The 25,744-nt window shown below is 36.4% G+C and carries 20 protein-coding genes and 1 pseudogene; 16 read left to right on the top strand and 5 right to left on the bottom strand.

All coding sequences use genetic code 11. The annotated features are described in order from the left end of the window. The first annotated feature begins 1 nt into the window (after position 1). Complete coding sequence (locus RWM19_RS04065; RefSeq protein WP_294023751.1) at positions 2-583, top strand: NUDIX hydrolase; 582 nt, start codon at positions 2-4, stop codon at positions 581-583. Beyond that, complete coding sequence (locus RWM19_RS04060) at positions 573-1,448, top strand: GNAT family N-acetyltransferase (RefSeq protein ID WP_313984014.1); 876 nt, start codon at positions 573-575, stop codon at positions 1,446-1,448. The genes RWM19_RS04065 and RWM19_RS04060 overlap by 11 nt, the downstream gene beginning before the upstream one ends. 21 nt (positions 1,449-1,469) lie before the next feature. Here RWM19_RS04060 and RWM19_RS04055 read toward each other — a convergent pair whose 3' ends face one another. Both RWM19_RS04055 and RWM19_RS04050 read right to left on the bottom strand, forming a co-directional pair. Continuing rightward, positions 1,470-2,867: a penicillin-binding transpeptidase domain-containing protein gene (locus RWM19_RS04055; RefSeq protein ID WP_313984011.1), complete on the bottom strand. Its 1,398-nt coding sequence runs from the start codon at positions 2,865-2,867 to the stop codon at positions 1,470-1,472. Beyond that, positions 2,827-4,257: an FtsW/RodA/SpoVE family cell cycle protein gene (locus RWM19_RS04050; protein ID WP_294023444.1), complete on the bottom strand. Its 1,431-nt coding sequence runs from the start codon at positions 4,255-4,257 to the stop codon at positions 2,827-2,829. Before RWM19_RS04050 ends, RWM19_RS04055 begins: the two co-directional genes overlap by 41 nt. Before the next feature lie 153 nt (positions 4,258-4,410). Here RWM19_RS04050 and RWM19_RS04045 point away from each other — a divergent pair, with 153 nt between their 5' ends. From RWM19_RS04045 to RWM19_RS04035, 3 genes are all read left to right on the top strand, one after another. Next, positions 4,411-5,421, top strand: a complete 1,011-nt coding sequence (locus tag RWM19_RS04045) for an aldose epimerase family protein (protein ID WP_294023445.1) — start codon at positions 4,411-4,413, stop codon at positions 5,419-5,421. A gap of 45 nt (positions 5,422-5,466) precedes the next feature. Beyond that, entirely contained in the window at positions 5,467-6,990 is a 1,524-nt protein-coding gene (locus RWM19_RS04040) for a sucrose-6-phosphate hydrolase (protein WP_313984006.1), read from the top strand. A gap of 103 nt (positions 6,991-7,093) precedes the next feature. Further along, positions 7,094-8,110, top strand: a complete 1,017-nt coding sequence (locus RWM19_RS04035; RefSeq protein WP_313984003.1) for a helix-turn-helix domain-containing protein — start codon at positions 7,094-7,096, stop codon at positions 8,108-8,110. Positions 8,111-8,148: 38 nt separating this feature from the next. Here RWM19_RS04035 and RWM19_RS04030 read toward each other — a convergent pair whose 3' ends face one another. Together RWM19_RS04030 and RWM19_RS04025 are read right to left on the bottom strand one after the other, a co-directional pair. Continuing rightward, entirely contained in the window at positions 8,149-9,417 is a 1,269-nt protein-coding gene (locus tag RWM19_RS04030; RefSeq protein ID WP_313984001.1) for a 2-hydroxyacyl-CoA dehydratase, read from the bottom strand. Next, a complete protein-coding gene (locus RWM19_RS04025; protein ID WP_313983999.1) occupies positions 9,417-12,338 on the bottom strand; it encodes an acyl-CoA dehydratase activase-related protein in 2,922 nt (973 codons plus the stop codon). Before RWM19_RS04025 ends, RWM19_RS04030 begins: the two co-directional genes overlap by 1 nt. 191 nt (positions 12,339-12,529) lie before the next feature. On the opposite strand from RWM19_RS04025, the gene RWM19_RS04020 reads away from it, so the two are divergent. The 6 genes from RWM19_RS04020 to RWM19_RS03995 all read left to right on the top strand — a co-directional run bounded on the left by RWM19_RS04020 (position 12,530) and on the right by RWM19_RS03995 (position 20,337). Further along, on the top strand, positions 12,530-13,963 hold the full coding sequence (locus RWM19_RS04020; protein ID WP_294021305.1) for a TldD/PmbA family protein: 1,434 nt from the start codon (positions 12,530-12,532) through the stop codon (positions 13,961-13,963). Further along, complete coding sequence (locus RWM19_RS04015; RefSeq protein WP_313983996.1) at positions 13,963-15,243, top strand: metallopeptidase TldD-related protein; 1,281 nt, start codon at positions 13,963-13,965, stop codon at positions 15,241-15,243. Before RWM19_RS04020 ends, RWM19_RS04015 begins: the two co-directional genes overlap by 1 nt. 137 nt (positions 15,244-15,380) lie before the next feature. Continuing rightward, positions 15,381-16,901, top strand: coding sequence for a PAS domain-containing protein (locus RWM19_RS04010; RefSeq protein ID WP_313983994.1), 1,521 nt, complete (start codon positions 15,381-15,383; stop codon positions 16,899-16,901). Between the two features lie 168 nt (positions 16,902-17,069). After that, the gene (locus tag RWM19_RS04005) at positions 17,070-18,566 is read left to right on the top strand and encodes a carboxypeptidase M32 (RefSeq protein WP_313983992.1); all 1,497 of its coding nucleotides are present in this window, start codon (positions 17,070-17,072) and stop codon (positions 18,564-18,566) included. Further along, complete coding sequence (locus tag RWM19_RS04000; RefSeq protein ID WP_313983989.1) at positions 18,563-19,132, top strand: xanthine phosphoribosyltransferase; 570 nt, start codon at positions 18,563-18,565, stop codon at positions 19,130-19,132. Before RWM19_RS04005 ends, RWM19_RS04000 begins: the two co-directional genes overlap by 4 nt. 35 nt (positions 19,133-19,167) lie before the next feature. Then, a complete protein-coding gene (locus RWM19_RS03995) occupies positions 19,168-20,337 on the top strand; it encodes an iron-containing alcohol dehydrogenase (RefSeq protein ID WP_313983987.1) in 1,170 nt (389 codons plus the stop codon). 229 nt (positions 20,338-20,566) lie between these two features. On the opposite strand, the gene RWM19_RS03990 is transcribed toward RWM19_RS03995, so the two are convergent. Beyond that, entirely contained in the window at positions 20,567-20,779 is a 213-nt protein-coding gene (locus tag RWM19_RS03990) for a hypothetical protein (RefSeq protein ID WP_313983984.1), read from the bottom strand. Between the two features lie 137 nt (positions 20,780-20,916). Here RWM19_RS03990 and RWM19_RS03985 point away from each other — a divergent pair, with 137 nt between their 5' ends. From RWM19_RS03985 to RWM19_RS03965, 5 genes and pseudogenes are all read left to right on the top strand, one after another. Continuing rightward, a complete protein-coding gene (locus RWM19_RS03985) occupies positions 20,917-21,594 on the top strand; it encodes a response regulator transcription factor (RefSeq protein ID WP_313983981.1) in 678 nt (225 codons plus the stop codon). A gap of 4 nt (positions 21,595-21,598) precedes the next feature. Next, the gene (locus tag RWM19_RS03980; RefSeq protein WP_313983978.1) at positions 21,599-22,510 is read left to right on the top strand and encodes a sensor histidine kinase; all 912 of its coding nucleotides are present in this window, start codon (positions 21,599-21,601) and stop codon (positions 22,508-22,510) included. 87 nt (positions 22,511-22,597) lie between these two features. After that, positions 22,598-23,359 carry an ABC transporter ATP-binding protein gene (locus RWM19_RS03975; RefSeq protein WP_313983976.1) on the top strand — a complete coding sequence of 254 codons (762 nt, stop codon included), beginning with the start codon at positions 22,598-22,600 and terminating at the stop codon, positions 23,357-23,359. Further along, the gene (locus RWM19_RS03970; protein WP_313983973.1) at positions 23,359-25,338 is read left to right on the top strand and encodes an FtsX-like permease family protein; all 1,980 of its coding nucleotides are present in this window, start codon (positions 23,359-23,361) and stop codon (positions 25,336-25,338) included. Before RWM19_RS03975 ends, RWM19_RS03970 begins: the two co-directional genes overlap by 1 nt. A 143-nt stretch (positions 25,339-25,481) precedes the next feature. After that, a pseudogene (locus RWM19_RS03965) lies at positions 25,482-25,744 on the top strand (hypothetical protein); the annotation flags it as partial.

Raw genomic sequence — 25,744 nt, 5'->3', positions numbered from 1 at the left:
AATGAATCGACAGGATTTAATACATCAATTACAGATATATCAATCATTTAATGAACAAGAAGAAACTGACCGTAAAGTAATGTTAGAGTTACTTGAAACAACAGAAGATATTTTTTATCGTACTAATTTACTAGCACACTTTTCTGCATCTGCGTGGGTGTTAAATAAAGCACATACACATGTACTGATGGCATTTCATAATATCTATCAGAATTATGCATGGCTTGGTGGACACGCAGATGGAGAAGAGGACCTTCTTTCTGTTGCCCTAAGAGAAGTACAAGAAGAAAGTGGAATTCATACTGTTAAACCAATCAAAAAAGATATCTTTTCGCTAGAGACGATTGAAGTAAATGGACATGAGAAAAAAGGGAAGTATGTCCCAAGTCATCTGCACTTAAATGTAACATATCTATTAGAAGCTGATGATACAGAGAGTCTACATATCAAGCAAGATGAAAATAGTGCAGTCAATTGGTTTCCAATCGATCAAGTGATTGATGTTGTTCATGAGCCATGGATGGTAGAACGTATCTATAAAAAACTGAATCAAAAGCTGAAAGAGGCTAACTATGAAAGTTAATTTAGCAGATGTCATCGATGCAATTGATACAATCAATGAAGACGAAACCTATTTTTACAGTATTCAGGATGAAGAAATTGTATATGTATTAGAGGATGATGAGGATGATGAATTCTTCATTCCACTTCCAACCAAAGAGGAAGTAAATGATTATCAAATTATGGTCAACTTTACAGAGACAATTGAAGATGATAAAAAACAAGATTGGTTTGAGAATGCAATCCGTGGCAAAGGTGCTTTTAGACGCTTTCGAGCTACGCTGGAGCGATTTGGCATGGAAACAGAATGGTATAACTATCTAGAAACAAGCCATCGAGAACTTGCAATCGAGTGGTGTGAACAACATGGAATTGTCTATGATACATCAATACAAAGTGAAGAAGTAGATGATGATTGGGGTGAAGAAGATGTTGTTAAAGAGAAAGAACCAATCAAACAAATACAGATACCACTACGATTTGTACACATTGATGACGATAACTATATGAGTGCACTTTCTCTCTGTGATACATATTTACAGGAATTAGATCAGTATGCAGTTGTTTCTTCTTCAAGTGATTATGACCGTGCGCAGGATTATCTAGAAGAAGCACTTGAAGAAAAAGATATGTATGTACTCAGTGATCACGGTCGATTCATTGCCATGGCAATCTGTAAGATAGATGGTTGTGTAACAACGATTACAGACTTATGTGTTGTCAAAGATAAACGTAGAAGTGGTGTGGCACGTAAGCTCATTAGCGAGATTCAAAAAGAGGAAGTACAACCACTTCAGTTTGAAGTACCAACAAATAATCCAATCATGCATGCATTCTTACAGGCGATTGGATATGCAAAAATCCTTCATACAACTTATACAAAGTAAAAGGAAATCGCAAGATTTCCTTTAATATAGGTTATTTAAATATCTTACAAGTCTTTGTGCAATTCCATATAATTCAGCGCTGCCGTTATTGTTGTTTGCGCTGATGCAGAAAGAATAACGATCTGTAAATCCCATCATGTAGCTGTGAATACGATTATTTGCACATTCAGCAGTACCTGTTTTGGCATATACCATACCATAACCACTTTCTGATAAACCATATTCTAAGGCTGCACTATGCATATATTCCTTAAGTTTTTCATTTACACTATGTGTTGTGGTTGTACTTAAGGAATTCTTTGAAGAACGATAGAGTGTTCTTCCATCGGATTGAATAGACTTTACAATTTGTGGTTGTAACATCACACCATCATTTGCGATTGCCTGTGCCATCATCGCAATATGAAGGGGAGTAATGGTTGTATTGCCTTGTCCAAATGCAGTTTGTGCAAGTTCGGCGTTGTCGTTGTTGCCGATATTGTAGCTGGAATGAATGGTATCTAGATATGGGATGGTAATATCTTTTCCTACCATGAAGGCATTCATCATCTTAGTGAGTTTATCTGCCCCAACACGGATTCCCAAATCCGCAAAGTAACAGTTACAGGATTTTGCTAGAGCGGTGTTCATATCGATTGTACCGAATACTTGATTTTGAAAGTTGGTAATAACAAAGTCACTGCCTGCTGGGATGTAGCTGCCAGTATCGTTAAACTGGAAGAAGCTATCATCAAGATTTTCATCTTCCTGCATGGTTAAAGCTGCTGCTGCAGTTACGACTTTAAAGGTACTGCCTGGAGGATCTTTCTCAAAGGTACCACGACGATATTGTGACTCCGCAACGTTACTTGCAAGCATACTATCTGGATCATTCACATCAAAGTCAACTGTGCTTTGTGAACTAAGACAAAGAATTTCTCCAGTTTGGTTGTCAAGCACGGTGATACTTCCTTCCATACCATCTAATAGTTGGTATGCATAGTTTTGTAAGTCTGTATTCGTAGTTAGTTTTACAAGTGCTCCTTGATTGTTTTTATCCAGTTGAAATAGGAGATAGTCTTTTAAATTTCCTCTTAGACCATAACTATTTTGTTGATGTTCATTTATGGAGTAATAACCAAGCAACCATGCATAACTTAAATTCTGTGGATAGTCTGCAGTCGCTCTTGTATCAGCAGCCGCATTTCCAAGGATAGTATTTCCATCCCGGTCCACAATCGTTCCTTCAACCGCATAGGATTTGATTGCATCATAAATAATATGATATTTCGTTTTGTTTGCGTTTGTATTGATACGAGGATTAATTAAATATTTATAGGCAAAAAATGAGGTAAACACTAAACTGACGATGATACCTACGACTTCTACAAGTCGTATCCTACGCATCGATATCGATTCTGGTGAACGCTTGTTCGTCATTGTTTTCGTCACCTCCTTGTTTGAAATCTTCATCATCAAATTCATCATGACGTTCTGACATCTGTAGTAATATACCCGCAAAGAAGAAGGCGATTGCTTGATAGGTTCCACCACGCGATAAAAATGGAATAGGTAAACCGGCTAACGGAATGATATTACATGAACCTAAGATGACAAGCATTGCTTGCATAAATAGCAGTACTGTCGCACCATAGGCTACAACCGCATCCTGCTTATCTGTTAGAATTAAACGTCTACTCAATTCACTACCACGTATTCCTATCTGTAATAATAGGAATACTACAATAAAGCCTAAAGGCATACCAAATGAGTTCACTAATGTCACAAATGCCATATCACTTTCAGGAACTGGAATAGCAGTAAAATTAACAGTATTTCCAAATAATCCTGACATCCACAAAGCACGTTTTCCTTGGAATAATTGGAAGCCTGCACCATAAGGATCAGAGTTGATATTTGCGGTAATAGAGAAGCGTAAATATACTTTACGGACAATTGGCCAAAGGATTCTCGTTAAGCCATTTAATGTACCGGCAGCAGCGCTAGGCGCAAGTATCTTATACAGTAAGAATAGAATTACAATTGCAGAAATTGTCGCAATCGCAATTGTTAAAAGATAGATTCTCTTCTTTTTGCCTTTTTCCATAAAGATATACAACATGGAAAGGTGTAAGAAATATAGGATATAGAATGAACCTAGTTCATGAATCAGAACAGACCCAATAAAATTAACGATAAAGAATATGCTAGAAAGAATTAAAATCGAACGATTTGAATAGGTCTTTCGAGCAGAAAATAGAGAACTATAGAAGAGAATTGCGGTAATCTTAGCGAAATCGGTTAACTGTAATGATACAGGACCAATCTTAATCCAAGCAGTTGTGCCATAACCATTGGTATCTTTTCCAAAGAAAAGAAGGGCAATGTATAGACAGGCAGCCACAACCAATAAGAAGTAGGTTGTATAATTAAAGTTTAATGCTTTTCGTATCAAGCGATACATAAGAATTAATACGATTGCGATCGCAAGTCCTGCAAAGTATTTGACCATACTGAACTGTGAAATGACTTGATATTGTGCATCGATAATCACTTGTAATGCAATGCCAATCGCCGCAAGTCCAGTAAATGCCGAAAACATACGCATATCCGCAGATCTGTTATAGAAATACGTACCAGAGAAGGCAATGACTAACAATAAAGGTACTAAAGTTGTTAAATATTGAATGCCAGCGTTCATTGATTTCCAGAAGACAAATCCACCTAATAGAAATGTAAACAGTATGGACGTTATCATCCATATCGCATCTTTACCAGAACGTGTATCAGTTTCTTCCACTTCTACAGAAGAGGTCTTTTTAAAAAACATAGTATGCTCCTTAATATGAATAAGAATAACTTTTTTAAAGAAAAGTCGCAAGTAAACGAAAATTAAGAATCACCATGTCGAATTTTCGTAGTGAAAAGGCTATACTGATGATAAGTAATTTTGAAAATAAATATCATCGGAGGCTATATCATCATGGAAAAGATACTATTTGGTAAAAAACAAAGTGGAGAAGATATCTATCTTTACACGTTGGAAAATAAGAACTTTAAAGTACAGGTAACGGATTATGGTGCAACGCTTGTTTCCTTTATCGATAAAGAAAGTGGTAAGGATATTGTGCAAGGCTATACAACAGCTGAACAATACCAAAAAGAGACAACATTCTTAGGCGCTTCAGTAGGAAGAACCGCGAATCGTATTGGCAAGGGTAAGTTCTCTTTAAATGGAAAAGAATACACATTATTTATCAATAATAATGGAAACTGTAACCATGGTGGTAAAGAGGGATTTGATAAGAAGATGTATGCAGTAACTTCATCAGAAGACTCTATTACATTCTCTCGCGTATCTTTGGATGGGGAAGAAGGTTATCCTGGTAATTTAGACTATGCAATTACCTATCGTTTATCTGAGAAGGGATTACATATTGAAACAACAGCCACTACAGATCAAGATACCTTGTTTGCATATACCAACCATGCATACTTTAATCTTGATGAAAGTGAATCTATCCTCAATCATACACTGATGATTCCAACAGATCACTATGCATTATTGGATGAAACATGCTTAACAAAGTCAGAATTTCAAGCTGTAGAGAATACTGCCTTTGACTTCCGTCAGGCAAAGAAGATTGGTCAAGATATTAACCAAGATGATATACAACTTGTATATGGCAAAGGGTATGATCATCACTTTCCATTCCCAGTAGAAGGGTTACGTACAATGGCAATTCTCTCCGATGGAAAGCTAGAACTTGAAATGGCATCAGATTATCCAGGTTTTCATTTATACACTGCCAACTGGTTAGATGGCGCAATTGGTAAGTATGGACATCACTATCCAGAAAGAAGTTCTGTATGTTTAGAGGCAGAATATCTACCAAATGGAATCAACTATCCTCATATTGAACCAAAGCCTATTATTCGTGTAGGTGAAACACAAAAACATCGTATCGACTTTTTGGTTCGACATGTGAAATAAAGAGAAAATGACTTATAATAAGTATGTAGTAATAGGAGGCACAACATGACAACAGTCAATGAGTTAGATAAAAAGCGGATGTTAATGAAGAGAGATACAGATGAACTGGTGCGTGTACATGAAAAGAATGCCGCATCTATGTGGCGTGCAACATACCACGTACAACCAGTCACTGGTTTAATGAATGATCCAAACGGTTTTACGTACTGTAATAAGAAATGGCATCTATTTTATCAATGGTTTCCATTTGGACCAGTTCATGGCTTGAAACATTGGTACCATGTGACTAGTCCAGATTTAATTCATTGGGAGAATCGTGGTGTAGCACTCTTACCAACAGGAAAATACGAAAATTGCGGTTGTTATAGCGGTACAGCAATTAGTGAAGGGGACACAATCTACTTTGCCTATACAGGAAACTATCGTGATGAAAACCGTATGCGTAGACCTCATCAACTTCTAGCAACTCTAGAAGGAGATGAACAATACACAAAGGCAATGCGTCCTTTGATTACTCCAAATGAGAACTATACGGAACATCAACGTGATCCAAAGATTGTGCGTATTGATGATATGTACTATATCTTCTTAGGTGCTCAAAACAAACAAGAACAGGGTGTTATTTTAGTGTATTGTTCTGATTCTATTTTGACAGACTGGAAATTCCTTGGTGAGTTAAAAGTCAAAGGATATGAGAATGGATTTGGATACATGGTGGAATGTCCGGATGTACAAAAGATTGGATTACATGATGTCCTGATCTTTAGTCCACAGGGAATTGAACCTAATGGAGATGAATTCTACAATAAGTTTAACAGTGTCTATTTAATTGGTGATTTAGACCTTGAAACACTCACATTTACACCAGATGGTCCAATGCATGAACTTGATCGTGGCTTTGATTTCTATGCGCCACAATGTGCTTCACAGAATGTTTATTCCGACTGTTCAATCATGTCTGCATGGTTTGCTGTTCCAGATTATACATATCCACCAACAGATGAAGAAGGTTGGTCAGGATTACAAACCTTTGCACGTGAATTAACAATTCGCAAAGGCAAATTATACCAAACACCAGTTCGAGGATTTGAATCCATCAAGAAAGATGAACTCTTCTGTGCCAAGAATGGTGAAATTATCAGTGATAAACTACATGGTCAAATGCCAAATAGTGCGATTATTCGCATTGAAAATCCTGATGCGGAATCACTTGATTTAAATCTATTCTCACGCAACTATGTTATTGCAAGAGGCTTTGCGATTTCCTATGATAAGTACGCAAAACGCTTACGTGTTGATCGTTCTGATTTAACAAATAAACTCAATGAAGAATATGGTACCGAACGCCAAATTATCTTAGAGAATGGTTTAACTTCAATGGATATCCTAGTGGATCATAGTACAGTAGAAATCTTCGTAAACGAAGGGGAATATGTACTATCTGCTCGTATCTTCCCAACCAAGGAAGAACATATGATTCGTATGGGTGGTAAGAATCTCAATTTATCTATCTGGAGTACAGAGTCAACTGTAGATGATGCGCCAGTATTCTTCGCGGAGAATCAATAAAGCAGGGAAACCTGCTTTTTTCAATGATTGGTTGAAAAAAATCAATGATTCATCAATGAACAGTTGTACTATTAATCTATAAGATGTTTCTAGGAGGTGTAGTATGACACTAGGAAAAACAATTAAACAATTGCGGAAAGAAACATTCTTATCTCAAGAACAACTGGCCGCAAAACTTAACATCACTGCACAAGCAGTTTCAAAATGGGAAAATGAAGAATCTTATCCAGATATTTTATTCTTGCCCAAAATCGCTGCGATATTCGGTGTCAAGATTGATGAACTCTTTGATTACAGCCAAGAAAGTGCGTATCAACAGATTGAAAATATGCTGAATCATGAACGTTACTTTACTCATGCGGATTTTAGTAAATCAGAAAATTTCTTGTTACAACAACTATCTGTAAATCCAAATGATTTACATGCATTAACATTACTTGGTGACTTATATCATACATACGCAATTAAATTAGACGAGAAAGCAGCTAGCTATACCAAACAAGCACTTGCATTAAATCCAGACGATAAGTCTTTACATAATACATTTCATAATGCAATGCATGGTGGAAGACTGGATTGGAATGTCGCAAATCACAGTGAATTAATTGCATATTACCAAAACTTTATTCAAGAACATCCAACCACCACACGTGCATATTTGTATCTATTAGATAATTTGATTGATGATGGTAGACTTGATGAAGCTGCTAAAGTACTAGAAAGACGTAGGACAGTCATTCAAGATTGTTTCAATGATTTTTATCGCTTGTTAATTCACGAGTCATCAAATGGCTTTCAAGCGACGCGCAAAGAGTATGATATGTATCTAGAAGAAAATCATGATTGGCAAGCATATTTCTTGGTTGCAGGTAGATATGCTAGTCATGGTGAGTACGAAAAGGCAATCACTTTATTTGAGAAGTCTTTTGAGCTACAACCAAAGCCACGCTATATTGATCATCTAGAATCTATTGCACAACTGTATTTACGTATGTACAAAAAGAATGAAGCGAAACATGCATACAAACGTGAATTACAGTTATTAAAAGAAGAATGGCACCAGGATGACTCTGCGGATGTACAACGAGTAAAAGCTTTACTAGCAAAGTGTAATGGATAGATGTAAAAGGGATTGACCGTATTGGCCAATCCCATTTTCTATAGTTTTGTTGAATTGTTTTTCTGATTGAGACGTTCTTTCGCTACTGATAACATTAACTTGATACGGTTTTCTTGGTTAACTTTCGTAGCACTAGGGTCATAGTCAACAGCTGTAATATTTGCGTTTGGATACTTCGCACGGATACGATTGACGACACCTTTACCAGCGATGTGGTTTGGTAAACAACCAAATGGCTGTGCACAGACAATATTTTCATATCCTGTTTCAATTAACTCAATCATTTCGGATGTTAATAACCAACCTTCACCCATCTTAACTCCAAGAGAGAGGATACCCTCCGGTTTTTTCATTAATTCCTTAAAGGACATAGGACCGTGGAAGCCTGCGCTTTCCATAGCTTTAGCCATGGCGATACCAATACTATCTAAGAATGCTAGTAGAAGATCAGCTACTTTACGCTTTACAAATGGACCACCATAGATTTGTACGTCTAATGTAGCGTTGGCAACACAGTATTCAATATATCCCATAAGACCTGGCATATTGACTTCGCAATCTTGTGATTCTAGGAAGGAGACTAAGTCATTGTTTCCCATTGGGGAGAACTTTACATAGATTTCTCCTACGACACCAACTTTTACCTTCGGTGTACGATTCACTGGAATTTTAGCGAAGTCATTTGCAATATCTTTGAAGCGACGCTTCATAGAGAAGATAGTGTAGTTTTTATTGTGGTTTAACCAATCCTGTACTTGTGCTGTCCACTTGGCAACACAAGCAGCCGCATCTCCCTTGTTAACCTCATATGGTTTTACTTGATTGTGTAGTGCGGCAATCAAGTCACCGTATTCTGCAGCGGCTAGAACCTTGAGCAGAAGACGTAAAGTCATTGGCATCGAGGATCCTTTTTCAAGACCTGATGCATTGAGTGATGCGACAGGGATATAATCATAGCCTGCTTTTACAAGTGCCTTACGTAATAACTTAATGTAGTTAGAAGCACGACAGCCTCCACCTGATTGTGAAATCAATAGGGCTGTATGCTGTAGGTCATACTTACCACTGTTTAAAGCATCTAAGAACTGACCAATAATTAATAATGCGGGATAACATGTATCATTGTGTACATACTTCAAACCCAATTGGGCAACTTCTGCACCAGAGTTTTCTAGCATGACAATACGATAGCCCTCACTTTCCATGGCAGCCTTAATCGCAGCAAACTGCATTGGAGCCATGTTAGGCGCAAGAATCGTATGTGTTTTTAACATGTCTTTTGTAAAGTTAGGTGTCATGTATTCCATTAGGCTTGTTCCTTTCTTTCGTCTAGAGCGGCGAATAATGAACGAATACGGATATTGACGGCACCGAGGTTGGTGATTTCATCAATCTTTAACTGTGTATAGAGTTTGTTTCCTTCTTGAAGAATTTCCTTTGTTTCATCGGAAGTTACAGCATCAAGACCACATCCGAAGGACACGAGTTGAATTAAGTCCATATCCGCGTGATTGACACAGTATTTTGCGGCGGCGTAAAGACGGCTGTGGTAGGACCATTGGTTTAAGACAGAAGTATCAAACTTTTGAACTAAGTTAGAGATGCTGTCTTCTGTAATGACGCAGGCACCATGTTGAATAATCAATTTATCGATACCGTGGTTTACTTCTGGGTCGACATGGTATGGACGACCAGCAAGAACGATAATACGTTTACCTTCGTTGCGGGCTTCTGTCATCATACGTTCTGCTTCTTTGCGAGTATCTTCCATGTGCTTGCGGTATGCAGTATACGCTACTTCAATTGCGTTATGGATATCTGATGTCTTTAAATCTGGATAGTACTTCTGCATGATCTTTGGCATTAAGCGAACAAAGTCTTTACGTTGTTCAAGGTTAAGATACTCATAGATAAACTTTGTATCTTCTAACTCACGAATATTACCAGCTAAAACTTCAGGATAGTAGGCAACGACAGGGCAGTTATAGTGATTATCACCTAGGCCTTCATCAACGTTATAACTCATACATGGATAGAAGATGGCGTCGACATCTTTCTTGAGTAAAGCGATGATATGACCGTGTGTTAATTTGGCAGGGAAACATACGGTATCACTAGGGATAGAGCCTTGACCTGCTTGGTATAACTTACGGTTACTAAATGGACTGACAATTACCTGGAAACCTAGGTTTGTAAAGAAAGCATGCCAGAATGGTAATAGTTCGTACATGTTAAGAACCATTGGAATACCAATCTTACCACGTGTACCAGTTCCAGGGTTTTTCATTAACTGGCTGAGTTGTTGTTGCTTGTATGCATATAAGTTAAGCGTATCATCATTGGACTTACCTGTAATTGGACGGTCACAACGATTTCCAGTGATAAAGCGTTTGCCATCCTGGAAGACACTAACTGTCATTTGACAGTGGTTACCACAAAGTCCACATTGAACATTTTGAACTTTCTGTGTGAAGTTGTTGAGCTCTTCTAGTGTAAGGATGGAAGAAGTTGTGCCTAGTTTACTATGTTCTTTGCCGTGTAATGCGGCACCATAAGCACCCATCAAGCCGGCAATATCAGGACGTACGACATCTACACCCATCTCTTTTTCAAATGCACGTAACACAGCTTCGTTATAGAATGTACCACCTTGTACAACGATTTTCTTACCAAGTTGTTCAGGACTGGAAGTACGAATAACTTTATACAATGCATTCTTAACGACAGAAATGGATAGACCAGCAGAGATACAGTCAAAGCCTGCACCATCCTTCTGTGCTTGTTTAACGCTAGAATTCATAAATACGGTACAACGGCTACCAAGGTCAACCGGGTGCTTGGCAAAGAGAGCTTCTTGTGCAAAGTTCTTTACGCTATAGCCAAGAGCTTCAGAGAATGTCTGTAAGAATGATCCACAACCAGATGAACAAGCTTCATTTAAGAAGATGTCAGAGATTGCGCCATTTTCAATCTTAAAACATTTCATATCCTGACCACCGATATCGATGATGAAGTCTACATCTGGCATAAAGTGTTTGGCAGCTGTAAAGTGAGCAACTGTTTCCACAAGACCAAAGTCAGTATGTAATGCATGTGTCATTAACGCTTCACCATAACCAGTTGTTGTTACAGATTGAATCTTTAAGTTTGGATGAGCTTCATATAGACCCTTTAAGACATCAATGACGATAGGTAATGGGTTACCACTATTGGATTGATAGTCTGTATAAAGTAGGTTTGCATTATCATCAATGACCGCAACTTTGATGGTAGTTGAACCAGAGTCGATACCAATATGAACAGGTCCAGTATTTTCATCAAAGTCTACGCGTGGGACGCTAGCCTTTGCATGACGCTTTTTAAATTCATTATATTCTTCAACATTGTTGAAGAGTGGTGGTAAGCTTGCGTATGTCGCAGTTTTACCATAGTTGGCTAAGCCCTTAACAACATCGTCAAATACAACTTCCTTATCTGCGTAATATGCGGCACCTAAGGCAACATATAGAAGACTGTTTTCAGGACAGATGCCTTCAACCTTTAATGTTTCGTTGAAACTATCACGTAAACATTTAGAGAATGTAAGTGGGCCACCTAAGTATAAAATCTTTCCAGAGATTGGACGGCCTTGGGCAAGTCCAGCAATTGTTTGGTTAACAACCGCTTGGTAAATAGAAGCCGCAATATCACTGGCTAAAGCACCTTGGTTAATTAATGGTTGAACGTCACTCTTTGCGAATACACCGCAACGAGCCGCAATCGTATACTTACGTGTTGCTTGTTGAGCAGCCTTATCCATCTCATCGGCACTCATCTTTAGAAGGGTAGCCATTTGGTCAATAAAGGCACCAGTACCACCAGCACAAGAACCATTCATACGAACTTCTGTACCATTTGTTAAGAATAAGATTTTAGCATCTTCACCACCAAGTTCGATGATACAGTCAGTGCCAGGGTTTAAACGGTTCGCCGCAACGCGGTCCGCAAATACTTCCTGTACGAAACTAACACCACAACTATCAGCTAGGCCCATTCCGGCAGAACCGGAAATCGCAAAGTATGCTTTTTTACCTTTTAAATATGTATCATTTAAAGACGTTAACAGTTCACGTGTCTTTTCAAGAATGTGACTGTAATGTCTTTCATATGCGGAATAGATGATTTGATCATTCTCATCCAGTACAACGCACTTGATGGTTGTTGATCCGATATCCATACCAATACGCATAGTCGATCCTCCTCTAAGTCTAAAAATGCAAAAAGCCGTGTATGTCCACGCCTTATAATTGTCATTTGTCATCAATTTTAATAATTTCTTCCTAAAAAAACAATGAAAATGCTATGAGATGTTACAAAAATGAAATATCCAAGCAAGATAAATTGATGTACAATATAGCAAAATGAAAGGATGAAAAAATTATGAAAGCACCATTTTCAGAATATTTAAATACACTTGCGCCAAGTTTAAAACAATTAGTGTCTAAACTAGGCGAAGATTATGATTATGTCAGTGTTCTTTCGACCGATTCTAAGGGCTTTGCGATTCGTATCTCTCAACAGGTGAAAGTCATCAGCTCTTCCAATCTAACGACAGAACGCGGTAGTGTTGTGCGTGTCTATAAAGATGGGTTATATAGCGAATATGCATTTAATCACTTTGATGCGGATTCTATCGAGGAAACTTACCACAAGATTAAAAAGGAACTCGATGCGCAACTTTCAGTATTAAAACTCACAAAGACAGCTGTATACAATACAGAGAAGTTAGAAGATGAACCATTAACACTTTTTGTGGAAAAGGAATGTGAACAGTTACCTGAAAACACAGATATCGAAAAGTTAGTAAATGACTTGAATTCTTATTCCCTTGAGGCAATCGGTAAAGATGAACATGTTGTTGACTGTATGGTGATTGCACAATCCACACACGTTTCAAAGTTATTCTTAACTGCTAATCGTGATTTAAGACAGAGCTATGTATATTGTGAAGGTGTAGTCGCACCTATCATCGTGATGGATGGCAAGAATGAAATTGGCTACCAAGGATTATCTGCTTTAGGTGGACCTGAAGTATTTACACAGTTAAAGGATAAGATTGATTACGCAGTGAAATTTGCCAAAGAAGTATTAACTGCAGACCCAATTGAACCAGGTGAATATGACATTATCACAACACCAGAAGTATCTGGTCTTATCGCACACGAAGCGTTTGGTCATGGTGTAGAGATGGATATGTTCGTTAAAAACCGTGCCCTTGGTAAAGACTTTATCAATAAACGAGTAGGTAGTGATCTTGTGACCATGCATGAAGGTGCACTTTGTGCAGATAACGTGACTTCCTTTGCGTTTGATGATGAAGGAACACTTGCAGGAGATGTCATTGAAATCGAAAACGGTATCTTACGTAGCGGTATTTGTGATGCCTTAAGCGCACTACGTTTAGGGGTAAAACCAACTGGTAACGGTAAGCGTCAAAACTATGAACATAAAGTTTATACACGTATGACAAATACACTCTTTGATTCAGGTACAGATAAGGTTGAAGATATGATTGCGTCTGTAAAACATGGATACTTACTAGAGGGTATGTCCTCTGGTATGGAAGATCCAAAGCACTGGGGTATTCAATGTATTCTCAAACTTGGACGTGAAATCAAGGATGGTAAGTTAACGGGCAAAGTTGTAGGACCAGTCATCATGACAGGATATGTGACAGAAGTATTAGGTAATGTTTCGATGCTATCTGGTGATCGTGGTGTCTATGGCTGTGGTGCTTGTGGTAAGGGCCATAAGGAATGGGTCAAAGTCAGTGATGGTGGACCATATTTAAAGACGAAAGGAAGATTAGGCTAATGTTAGAGAAGATTATAGAAATTCTAAAAGAATCTAAAGCTGATGCTTGGGAAATCACAGATACGAAAACACGTGGCTGGGAATTCTACTTCATTCGTCATGAGCTAGACCAAAACCGTGCAAAAGATGTAGAGCATATTAGACTAACAGTACACCGTTCTTTAGATAACGGTGAAGCACTTGGTAGTGCAAGTGATGAAATCAATCCAACAGATTCCATTGAAGATATCAATCGTAAAGTAGAACAACTCATCTACACTGCAGAATTTGTAAAAAACAAGGCATATTCTCTTGTAAAGCCAAGTCAGGAAGTTGTACCTAATCAAAAGACAGTTGATATCGCAAAGGTCGCGGAAGACTTTATTACAACAATGCGTTCAATTCATGAAACAGAAACAGAAGATATCAACAGCTATGAAATTTTCGTTAATGAAGTAGAACGTCGTTTTATAAACTCTGAAGGGGTAGATGTTTGTGAGACCTATCCAAGTTCCATGGTAGAAGCAGTTGTGAATGCACGTAAAGATGGTCATGAAATTGAACTCTATCGTATGTACAATTCTGGTGGATGCGATAAAGAAGGTTTAACACGTGACGTCACTAAGACTTTACAGTATGGAAAAGACCGTCTGAGTGCAGTACCTACACCTAAACTACCTAAGATGGCTGTTATCTTTAGTACAAGCGATTCAACAAGCATCTATCAATACTTCATTCAGAAGTTAGCTGCAGGTAGCGTTTATCGTAAGCTAAGTGATTGGAAGATTGGTGAAGCCATCGCTCAAGATGTAAAAGGTGATAAGGTAACACTGAAGACAGTGAAGGAATTACCAAATTCCTCTGAAAACTTCAATTACGATGATGAAGGTGCACCAATCCGTGAAGTAGCACTCTTAGACGCAAACGTTCCAATGCAATACTGGGGTGGCTGCATGTTTGCTAGCTATATGAATCTAAAGGATAGCTTCAAGATTTCTAATGTTGTTGTCTCAGGTGGACAAAAGGATGAAACAACACTTCGTACAGGGAAGTATTTAGAAGTTGTTGAATTCTCTGATTTCCAAGTTGATCCAGTCACAGGAAATGTCTTTGGTGAAATTCGTCTAGGATACTTACATGATGGAGATAAGGTGACGGTTGTTTCTGGTGGATCCTTATCTGGAAGTATGAGCGACTACGTAAAAGAACTATACATGTCCAAAGAGACAGTACAGTACAATAACTTAGTCGTACCATCTGTAACACGTTTAGAAGGCATGACAATTACAGGTGCTGAATAAATCAATCTATTTCATACAGGACCATGGCGAAAGTTATGGTCTTTTTTTACAGGTATAGAAAATATGATAATCTCAAATGACAAAATGAGTGATACTTGATAAAGTTAGTTTGTGAAAACTAACAAGAGGTGTCTAACATGAAAGAATATTTAAAGAATGTAAATGATGAAAAACTAAAAACAGTTTTTGAAGTACGTAATGCATATGATGCAGGAAAACTCACAATGGAAGAAGCACGTGCAATTCTTAAAGAGAAGGTGCACACTTTAGAACCATATGAAGTTGCTCTGATTGAACAAGAATTAAAAGAAGAAATCGATGATGAATGCCGTAAGGAAGACATCCAAGCGATGCTAGACTTATTCGATGGCATCTTAAATACAAGCAAACCAAATTTACCAAAGACACATCCTATTGCTTGTTACTATCTTGAAAATGAAAAGATGAAGGAACTTTTACTATCCGTAGAAGACCTTGTACAATACCCAGTTATCAAGAATCAGTGGTTTGAATTATATGACCAGATGATCCAGTGGCGTAAACATCTTTCTCGCAAGCAGAATCAGTTATATCCAGTGCTTGAAAAGAAAGGCTTCACACGTCCTACAACAACAATGTGGACATTAGATGACTTTATCCGTGATGAAATCACACAAGCCTATAACTTAATCAAAGAAGGCAAGGAAGATGAATTCATCGAACTACAAAGCACGGTTGTAGCAGATGTAAGAGATCTGATGCAGAAGGAAGAAACAGTGCTATATCCTACATCCTTAGCTTTAATCTCTGATGAGGAATTTGAGCATATGAAATCAGGGGACCAAGAAATTGGTTTTGCGAATATCACAGTAGAACCAACAAAGACAGAAACACCAGCATCTTCAAAACCAACAGAAGGATTTACAAATGAACTTGCAAGTCTTCTTGGAAAATATGGATACCACATCGGAAACGACCAAGAGTTCGATGTAAAGACTGGTAAGATGACACTTGAACAAATCAACTTGGTATATCAACATATGCCAGTTGACTTATCATACGTTGATGAAAACGAAATCGTTCGTTTCTATACAGACACAAAGCACCGTGTATTCCCACGTTCTAAGAACGTTATCGGTCGTGATGTAAAGAACTGCCACCCAAAGAAGAGTGTTCATATCGTTGAAGAAATTATTGAGAAGTTTAGAAGTGGCGAACAAAATGAAGCTGAATTCTGGATTAACAAGCCAGAAATCTTCATCTACATCAAGTATGTTGCGGTAAGAGATGAAGACGGTAAGTTTAGAGGTATCTTAGAAATGATGCAAGATTGTACACATATTCGTGCATTAACAGGTTCCCAAACTCTACTTACATGGTCAAATAATGAACATGGCATAGAAGAAAAATCAGAACCAGTTGAAGAAAACACAGTGTCTACAAGTTCTTCTACAATCAATCCTGAAAACATCACAAAAGAGACAAAACTAAAGGATTTATTGGATGCAGATCCTAATCTAAAGCAGTATCTCTTTACAATCAGTGATAAGTTTAGAGCACTTGATACTCCACTAGCACGAATCATGTTACCAAAGGCTACAGTGGAAAAGATGTCTGAGCGTACAGGTGTAGCGTTGGATGAAATCATCGCTAAACTAAAACAGTACTTCCAAAAGTAATCTAACAGGGGTTTGATAACTCCTGTTTTTCTTTTCTGTTAGGAATGAAAAAATAATACAGACTTATCACAGGATTAGGCTATACTGTAAGTAACAAACATTGCGTTATAAGTGTCATAAGATAGTTGTTGGGTGTATGATAAACGCAATAAAATAGGAGGAAATATCATGACATACGAAGAGAAACTACAACAATATAAAGATTGGATATTTCGCCGTTCTGCATATCAGATGGCATTAGCAATCATTAGTATAGACAAACAGACAGTCGCACCATCCGCAGGAGCTGCTTATCGTGATGAGCGCTCAGCATATCTTGCAGGAGAATTATTCTCGATTGAAACAGATTCAGCAATGGTTCAACTTTTAAAGGAATTAAAGGATGACCCGCAGATTGATGGTGATAACAAGCGTGCGGTAGAACTCTACTACAAACAAGCAATGGATACGATGTGCATTCCAAAGGAAGAGTTTGTCGCATATCAAAAGCTACGAGATGAATCCTTTGATGCATGGATCAAGGCAAAGTCACAATCCGACTATTCTATCTTTGAACCATACTTAAAGAAGATTATCGAAGTGAGTAAGAAGATGTATCGCTATCGTAATAGCGATAAGAACCTATACGACCAGATGCTTGATGACTATGAACCAGGCATGACACAAGAAAAGTATGATGTATTCTTTGCGGCACTAAAAGAAAGACTTGTACCACTTATTCAAAAGATTACACAAGCCAAACAAAAGAATGAAGCATTCCTACATCAGGAATTTCCAATTGAAGACCAAAAGAAATTCATGACACAATTACTTGAATATCTACACTTTGATTCATCATGGGGATATCAGAATGAATCGGAACACCCATTTACATCATGGACATGCGAAAATGATTGTCGTACGACTACGAAGTACGTAAAGAATGATGTTGTTTCAGCAGTATTATCAACAGTCCATGAAGTAGGACATGCATACTATGAACATGATGTAGATCCTAAGTATGATGGTATGATTCTATCCGAAGGAATTTCATCAGGTATGCATGAATCACAATCTAGATTATGTGAAAATTACTTAGCGCGTACAACCGCTTTCTGGCAATATCACTATCCAAAACTACAGGAAACATTCCCAACTCAGTTAGGTAATGTATCCTTTGATGAATTCTATGAAGCTATCAACGTCGCAAAACCATCCTTTGTTCGTACGGAGGCAGATGAATTAACATATCCATTACATGTCCTAGTTCGCTATGAAATTGAAAAGGGACTTTTCAATGGAACAATCTCTACAGAAGACCTAAATGAAACTTGGAATAAGATGTATAAGGAATACTTAGGAGTTGACGTACCAAATGATAAAGTAGGTATCTTACAAGATGTACACTGGTCAGATGGAAGCTTTGGGTACTTCCCAACATACGCATTAGGAACTGCATTTGCGGCACAATACATGCATGCAATGCGTAAAGATTTAGATGTAGAAACATTACTAAGCAATAACCAATATAATGTCATCATGAACTGGCTCAAGGAACATATCCATAAGTATGGCTTTAGATATGAAGCACCAGAGTTAATGAAGATGGTATCCGGGGAAGAATTCAACGTGAATTACTACCTAGATTATCTTGAGGAGAAGTATACAAAACTATATAACCTATGAGAGAGTTAGAAGAAAAGATATTACAAGATGGTAAGGTTTTTCCAGGAAACATCTTAAAGGTAGATAGTTTCCTGAATCATCAAATAGATATTGAGATGCTCGATCAGATGGCAGATGAATTTTACCGTCTATATAAAGATGAAAAGATAACACGTATTTTAACCATTGAGGCTTCTGGTATTGCGGTAGCAGTAGCGATTGCCCAACGTTTCCATGTACCAGTTGTTTTCGCAAAGAAAGCAAAATCGAAGAATATTGGAGATGGTGTATATACTTCTCATGTACATTCCTATACTTACAACAAGGACTTTACAGTAACGGTATCCAAAGATTACTTAAATAAAGATGATTCTATCTTAATTGTCGATGACTTTTTAGCAAATGGGCTAGCGGCAGATGGTCTCATTGATATTGCAAATCAAAGTGGTGCAAAAATTGTAGGACTTGGTATCTGTGTAGAAAAACTCTTCCAAGGTGGTGGCGAGAAGCTACGTAAACAAGGCTATCGTGTCGAAAGCCTTGCAAAAATTAAAAGTTTCGACAATAACAAAGTAAACTTTGAATAATTGATTTGTATCGCTATAAAAAAGGAGAACATACAATGGAAAACTTTGAACATTACATTCCAACCAAACTCTACTTTGGCAAAGGAGCAATTTCACATCTAGCCAAGAGCTTAAACGAATACGGCAAGCGCGTACTACTTACCTATGGTGGAGGCTCTATTAAGAAAATCGGACTATACGATGAAGTGATGAAGATTTTAAATGAAGGTGGATTTACTGTTGTAGAATGTGCAGGTGTCGAACCAAATCCACGTATTGAAACAGTTGAGCGCGGTTCTAAATTATGTAAAGAACACAACATCGATGTAATTTTATCCGTTGGTGGTGGTAGTACGCTAGACTGTTCAAAGGCAATCGCAGTAGGAGCCTATTATGAAGGTGATGACTATTGGCAGATGATACTTGATTCACGTGGTACTTCTAAAGCGTTACCACTCGTTGATATTTTGACACTCGCCGCAACAGGATCTGAATTCGATGGTGGTGGCGTTATCTCCAACATGGCATTAAACAAAAAGATTGGCAGATCCTTTACATTTCCACAGGTATCTATCTGTGATCCTACGTATACATACTCCGTATCTGCATACCAGACAGCTGCAGGTTCAGCCGATATCATGAGTCATATCATGGAAGGATATTTTTCACGAACAGATGATTCAGACCTCTCTGAAGCAATTCAAGAAGGTGTCTTAAAATCAGTGATTCAGAATCTTCCAATCGCATTAAAGGAACCTACAAACTATTCTGCACGTGCAAATCTAATGTGGAATTCATCGATTGCATGTTCAGGTATTCCAGAATATGGCAAGCTAGATACATACTGGCCATGTCATGCGATGGAACATGAATTGAGTGCATACTATGACATCACACACGGAGTAGGTCTAGCGATTCTTACTCCTAGATGGCTAGAGTATATCCTTGCAAAAAACCCAATGATTACACCACGTTTAGCAAAGTTTGCTAGAAATGTATGGGGTCTAGAAGGTGATGATGAAGCACTTCTAGCAAAACAAGGTATTCAAGCATTACATGACTTCTTCAAGTCCAATGGAATTCCAATGACACTAACAGAAGTCAACATTAATGAAGAACACTTCCAAGCAATGGCAGAGTCGGCATGTTCGCATGATCGATTAAAGCATGCATATGTTCCATTAACAGTGGAAGATGTAAAGAAGATTTACCAGATGTGTCTATAAAATAATCTGTATTCAGAAGTGAGCCTATCGTCAAAAGGTTCACTTTTATTTAGGATGAATAGATAAACTAATTTATATTTATCGTACGAATATAAAAGTATATAAAAACGCAAGCAAACTCTGGCAAACACGCACTTAAGCGATAAAAGGTTGCCACAGAATACTTGCTTTCAGACTATACAACATGAATTATAAAAATGCTAGTGTTAATAAGAATGGTCTTTAAATATTATGACTTGTTCTCTAGAACTTCCAGTAGGAATGAAATATCATCTGCAGTGATATCTTTTTCCAATTGATATGACATATCGATAAATTGAGATATCGTAAGAATATTTTTTTCTGTTTTCGCAAACGCAATAACTCCTTTGACATAGTTGTCATTATCCCACAATTTTTTAAGTTTTATTGCTAGTTCTTTAGCAGCTTTACTATCAACCATAGAATCCTCATACTCATTGATATTATAATAACATCACGATTTAAATAACTAACATATTAAGCTATAAGATTCACTGGTTTTTTGTGTGTTATGATAGTTCTGTGTATTTTATACACGAATTAGTTAGGGTAATGATGATGAAGATATTAATAGTAGAAGATGATAAAGACATAGTTGCAGTCATCAGTGAAGAATTAAAACAATGGGGATATGAAACATGTTCTATTCATGACTTCAATGCAGTATTAGAAGAGTTTAGAGAACATATACCTCAATTGATTTTAATGGATATTACACTACCATATTTCAATGGATATTATTGGACTCAAAAGATTCGTGAAGAGTCTAGCGTACCGATTATTTTTATATCTTCACATAGTGATGACATGGATATGGTTATGGCAATGCAGTGTGGGGCAGATGATTATATAACTAAACCAATTAATATTCACTTAGTACGTGTGAAGATTCAAGCATTACTTCGTAGAACATATGATTATGTATTATCTACAGATAATTTAATCTTTGGTAATTTGAAGTTGAATTTATCGGCTGCCAAATTAGAAAGTAGTGATAAATCGATTGATTTAACACATACAGAACTGTTGATCCTAGAGACTTTATTTAAAGCAAAAGGGGATATCGCAAAGCGTGATAGTATCATGGATCATTGTTGGCAGAGTGATAATTTTATCGATGATAATACTTTAGCAGTGAATATGACGCGTCTAAGAAAAAAATTATCAGAAATTGGGTTTGATGATTTGATTCAGACTAAAAAAGGAATTGGATACTATCTGAAAGAGGGCAAATAATACGATGAAATTGTTCTTGGATTATATGAAAAATCAAAGTGTCATCCTATTTGGATATCTTCTTGTCTGTATCGTATTTATCACTATTTCTGTACTAGCGACATTAGAGATAGAATATGTATTTCTAGGAATAGAGATACTGGGGTTTATATTATTGATTTATTTAATTGTACATTGGTTTCAGTATCAAAAATTAAGTGATGTAAAAGATGACAATGAAAGACTATTAAATGAAAATAAAAATTTGAAAAGTGAAATGTTAAACCAGAAAGATGATTTGAATGCATATTTTTTAATGTGGCTACATCAAATTAAAACTCCTATGACTGTTAGTAAACTTCTGTTAGATAAACCGGATGACACTACCAATACGAAATTAAAAATGCAGTTAATGTATATAGAACAATATATCAATATGGCAATGAATTATCTAAAGATGATTGATCATTCTACTGATATGGATATTACAGAGGTGAATCTTGATGATATTATCAAGAATCTATTGAAGAAATATTCATTGTTATTTATTCATAATCATATTTCTCTAGAATATCAAAGTAATTTAACATATGTAATTAGTGATAGTCAGTGGCTCACGATTCTTATCGAACAAATTTTATCGAATGCATTGAAGTATACAGAAAATGGAAAGATAGCGATTCAATATCTTGAAGAAAAACATGCACTAGAAATCAGGGATACCGGAATCGGTATACGCAGTGAAGACATTCCTAAGATATTTGATCGTGGATATTCAGGTTTTAATGGCCGAATGAATGAGAAGTCCAGTGGATTAGGATTATATCTTGCTAGAAAGATTTCAGAAAGATTAAATATTCAAATCGAAGTAGAATCAAAGCTATCGAAAGGTAGTATCTTTCGATTGGTATTTCCTACTAACCTTACAAAAATGTAAGAATACAGGCATGATTTGTCATGTTTGATAAATGCTAGTAGTCTTTTACGACTATAAAATAAGACTATACAAAAGGAGATTTCAAATATGACAACAGTATTGGAACTTACAGATATTAAGAAAATATATCAAACAAAAAATATTAAAACAGAAGCCTTAAGTGGTATTCACTTCTCTGTACAGCAGGGAGAATTTATATCGATTATGGGAGAATCTGGCGCAGGAAAAACAACACTTTTAAACTTGATTGCGACACTAGATAAACCAACGTCAGGAAATATCTTATTGAATGGAAAAAATATTAGTAATTTAAAAGATTCAGAAATTGCAAGCTTTAGAAGAACTGAACTTGGATTCGTATTTCAAGATTTTAATTTACTAGATCAATTTACCAATCAGGATAATATCTTTCTTCCACTTGTCCTTTCTGAGGTTCCGGTAAAAGAGATGAAGGATAGACTATCCAATATGCAGGACCGCCTTGGAATCAAAGAATTGCTAAATAAATACCCTTATGAAATTTCTGGTGGTCAAAAACAAAGAGTAGCTATCGCAAGAGCAGTGATTACAAAACCATCATTGTTGTTGGCGGATGAACCGACAGGTGCTTTAGATTCTGCTTCATCCGAAATGATTCTAAATCTATTTGATAGTATTAATCGAAATGGTCAAACCATTTTGATGGTTACACATTCACTTCGTGCAGCTTCTTATGCAAAGAGAGTCTTATTTATTAAAGACGGTATTGTTTATCATGAATTGTACCGAGGAACAAATGAGAACCAAGCAAACTTCATGGAACGTATTCATCAGGCACAGTTAGTTCTTTCAAAAAGAGGTGAAGACTAATGAAGTGGGGAATGGCATTTGGGTTTGCAAAGCGTAACCTGCATGCAAATAGATTGCTTGAAATACCATTTGTATTATCAATTGGAATCATGTTTCTATTGTTTAATATCATGGTATCTCTCTTATCAAATCAATATGTATTGACACGGCATGCAGATCTACCATCTGTTATTCAATTTGGTGTTGTAATGGTTGCTATCTTTGCGTTTATCTTTGTTATGTATGCAAATGGTTTCTTAATCAAGCGTAGAAACAAGGAATTTGCATTATATGGAATTCTTGGTTTAGAAAAGAAACATATTCGTAAAATTCTATTCATTGAATATTTTGTATTGTTTATTTGTGCACTTATCATTGGCATTATCGGTGGATATATTTTTGGCAAAGTTACTTTCATTGCATTGAATTATCTGTTGAAAGATACAGCAGGTAGCTTAATGGATTATCCATTTAGTATAAAGTCATGTGTATCGACAGCAGTATTAGCTTTCGTATTATTTGTGATTACTCTTATCAGAAATAATATTAAGATCTATCTTGCAACTCCTGTACAACTTCTAGGAAATCAACATAAAGGTGAGGGTGAGCCCAAAAATAGATATCTATTCTTATTATTAGGCTTTATTTTACTTGGTGCAGGATATGCAATTGCCTTAACGGTTCAAGGAATATTAAGTTCATTAGTTTATTTCTTCTCTGCCGCTTTATTAGTACTATTTGGAACATATCTTTTATACATATCATTCTCGATTTTTATCTTAAAACTACAAAGAAGAAATGAAAAATTTTACTATAAGCCAACGCATTTTCTAAGTGTTAGTGGACTGTTGTATCGTATGAAGGCAAATGCAGTGTCACTAGCAAGTGTATCTATTCTTAGCACGGGTGTATTAATTACATTATCTGTAACTGCAGCAATTTACTCGACAATTCAAAAAACGGTAGATTATGTAATGCCACGCGATTATTCATTATCCTCAGATGAAATCGTTACTACAGAAAACAAAGATGAAATTGAACATATTTTATATACTGCAGCTAATCAAGGTCTAGAAGTTTCTAATGGTCTTGAGGATGATTATGTTTCTTATGGATACGAAACAGCAGCAAATCGTGTAGGGGATGAATTAACGGTTTTAAAATCAGAACAAGCACTAAAACCATATTTTATGATTGTTCGTGACCTTGCAAGTTACAATAAACGTACACATCAACAAATCGAATTAAAAGACAATGAAATCTTAATGTGTACAAATCAAAAAAATCTGCTTGATTTAGACCAAGTTAAGATTGGTGATATTACATATACGATTCATAAAGTTCCGAATTTTATTCCTTCAACATATGCTGTAGAAAGTTATGGAATCATCGCAAAAGATTTCACAGTTATGAAAAAAATTGGAGAAGTTCTTCAGATGAAGAATATTGATACAGGCGAATATTATACACCAAATATTACGGCAAACCTAAATTGGAATCTTAAGTCAAATGTAGTTGATAAAACAAAATATTTTGCAACACAGTCAACATACGCGAAAGAACACTCATTCGATTTTGAAACGAGAGAGGAAACTATCAAAAAAGCGTATGAGTTAAATGGTGGATTCCTATTCCTAGGTATACTAATTGGCATTATCTTTATTGTCGGTACTGTGTTGATTACATATTACAAACAGATCAATGAAGGATATGAAGATCGCGATAAATTCCAGATTATGAAAAAAGTTGGATTACCAGATCAATTAATTCACCAAACAAGTAATTCACAAGTATTATGGCTGTTTTTAGCACCATTAGCAGTAGCTACTTTACATAGCCTAGTAGCATCAAAGATAGTTTCTCAATTACTTGGTTTATTTGCGGTAAATTCCTATATGGAGTATGCACAGATGTTATTTGCGGTAATCGGAATCTTCTTCATTGTTTATTTTGTTATATTCCGTCTTACATCAAGAGCATATTATCGCATTGTTCATTAGTTAGTTATGACAGTACATTGATTCAAATGTACTGTTTTTTATATCAGATGGAAATTTTCATGCATGGATGAACAGATGTTTATAGGTTATGATAAATATATACTTTATATATTTATTTTTCTGAAACATGAGGAGACGTAGTAATGAGTAAATTCCGTATTGATACATTTATGTCTCACTATCCTGGTAAAGGAGTTGATACATATGACGAAATCTATGAACCTATTAAAATGGATGATGATATACCATTATCTATCATTGAGGTGAAGATTGATAATACTTCAAAAAATATTTCTGTACCACGGCATTGGCATCGAAGTATTGAAATCTTATTACCGAAATCTGGTGGTACACAAATTCATGAAGATCAAGGTAATAGAAAAGTATATCCAGGTGATTTTGCACT

Origin of the sequence: uncultured Solobacterium sp. (assembly GCF_963517755.1) — a bacterium.
Taxonomy (GTDB): domain Bacteria; phylum Bacillota_I; class Bacilli_A; order Erysipelotrichales; family Erysipelotrichaceae; genus Bulleidia.
The sequence above is the reverse complement of the archived record's forward strand: the minus strand, read 5'-3'. Positions and strand labels throughout refer to the sequence as shown.

What these genes read in the sequence shown, in the direction of transcription:
- RWM19_RS04065 (WP_294023751.1), top strand. Translation starts at nt 2, where the DNA reads ATGAATCGACAGGATTTAATACATCAATTACAGATATATCAATCATTT.
- RWM19_RS04060 (WP_313984014.1), top strand. Translation starts at nt 573, where the DNA reads ATGAAAGTTAATTTAGCAGATGTCATCGATGCAATTGATACAATCAAT.
- RWM19_RS04055 (WP_313984011.1), bottom strand. Translation starts at nt 2,867, where the DNA reads ATGACGAACAAGCGTTCACCAGAATCGATATCGATGCGTAGGATACGA.
- RWM19_RS04050 (WP_294023444.1), bottom strand. Translation starts at nt 4,257, where the DNA reads ATGTTTTTTAAAAAGACCTCTTCTGTAGAAGTGGAAGAAACTGATACA.
- RWM19_RS04045 (WP_294023445.1), top strand. Translation starts at nt 4,411, where the DNA reads ATGGAAAAGATACTATTTGGTAAAAAACAAAGTGGAGAAGATATCTAT.
- RWM19_RS04040 (WP_313984006.1), top strand. Translation starts at nt 5,467, where the DNA reads ATGACAACAGTCAATGAGTTAGATAAAAAGCGGATGTTAATGAAGAGA.
- RWM19_RS04035 (WP_313984003.1), top strand. Translation starts at nt 7,094, where the DNA reads ATGACACTAGGAAAAACAATTAAACAATTGCGGAAAGAAACATTCTTA.
- RWM19_RS04030 (WP_313984001.1), bottom strand. Translation starts at nt 9,417, where the DNA reads ATGGAATACATGACACCTAACTTTACAAAAGACATGTTAAAAACACAT.
- RWM19_RS04025 (WP_313983999.1), bottom strand. Translation starts at nt 12,338, where the DNA reads ATGCGTATTGGTATGGATATCGGATCAACAACCATCAAGTGCGTTGTA.
- RWM19_RS04020 (WP_294021305.1), top strand. Translation starts at nt 12,530, where the DNA reads ATGAAAGCACCATTTTCAGAATATTTAAATACACTTGCGCCAAGTTTA.
- RWM19_RS04015 (WP_313983996.1), top strand. Translation starts at nt 13,963, where the DNA reads ATGTTAGAGAAGATTATAGAAATTCTAAAAGAATCTAAAGCTGATGCT.
- RWM19_RS04010 (WP_313983994.1), top strand. Translation starts at nt 15,381, where the DNA reads ATGAAAGAATATTTAAAGAATGTAAATGATGAAAAACTAAAAACAGTT.
- RWM19_RS04005 (WP_313983992.1), top strand. Translation starts at nt 17,070, where the DNA reads ATGACATACGAAGAGAAACTACAACAATATAAAGATTGGATATTTCGC.
- RWM19_RS04000 (WP_313983989.1), top strand. Translation starts at nt 18,563, where the DNA reads ATGAGAGAGTTAGAAGAAAAGATATTACAAGATGGTAAGGTTTTTCCA.
- RWM19_RS03995 (WP_313983987.1), top strand. Translation starts at nt 19,168, where the DNA reads ATGGAAAACTTTGAACATTACATTCCAACCAAACTCTACTTTGGCAAA.
- RWM19_RS03990 (WP_313983984.1), bottom strand. Translation starts at nt 20,779, where the DNA reads ATGGTTGATAGTAAAGCTGCTAAAGAACTAGCAATAAAACTTAAAAAA.
- RWM19_RS03985 (WP_313983981.1), top strand. Translation starts at nt 20,917, where the DNA reads ATGAAGATATTAATAGTAGAAGATGATAAAGACATAGTTGCAGTCATC.
- RWM19_RS03980 (WP_313983978.1), top strand. Translation starts at nt 21,599, where the DNA reads ATGAAATTGTTCTTGGATTATATGAAAAATCAAAGTGTCATCCTATTT.
- RWM19_RS03975 (WP_313983976.1), top strand. Translation starts at nt 22,598, where the DNA reads ATGACAACAGTATTGGAACTTACAGATATTAAGAAAATATATCAAACA.
- RWM19_RS03970 (WP_313983973.1), top strand. Translation starts at nt 23,359, where the DNA reads ATGAAGTGGGGAATGGCATTTGGGTTTGCAAAGCGTAACCTGCATGCA.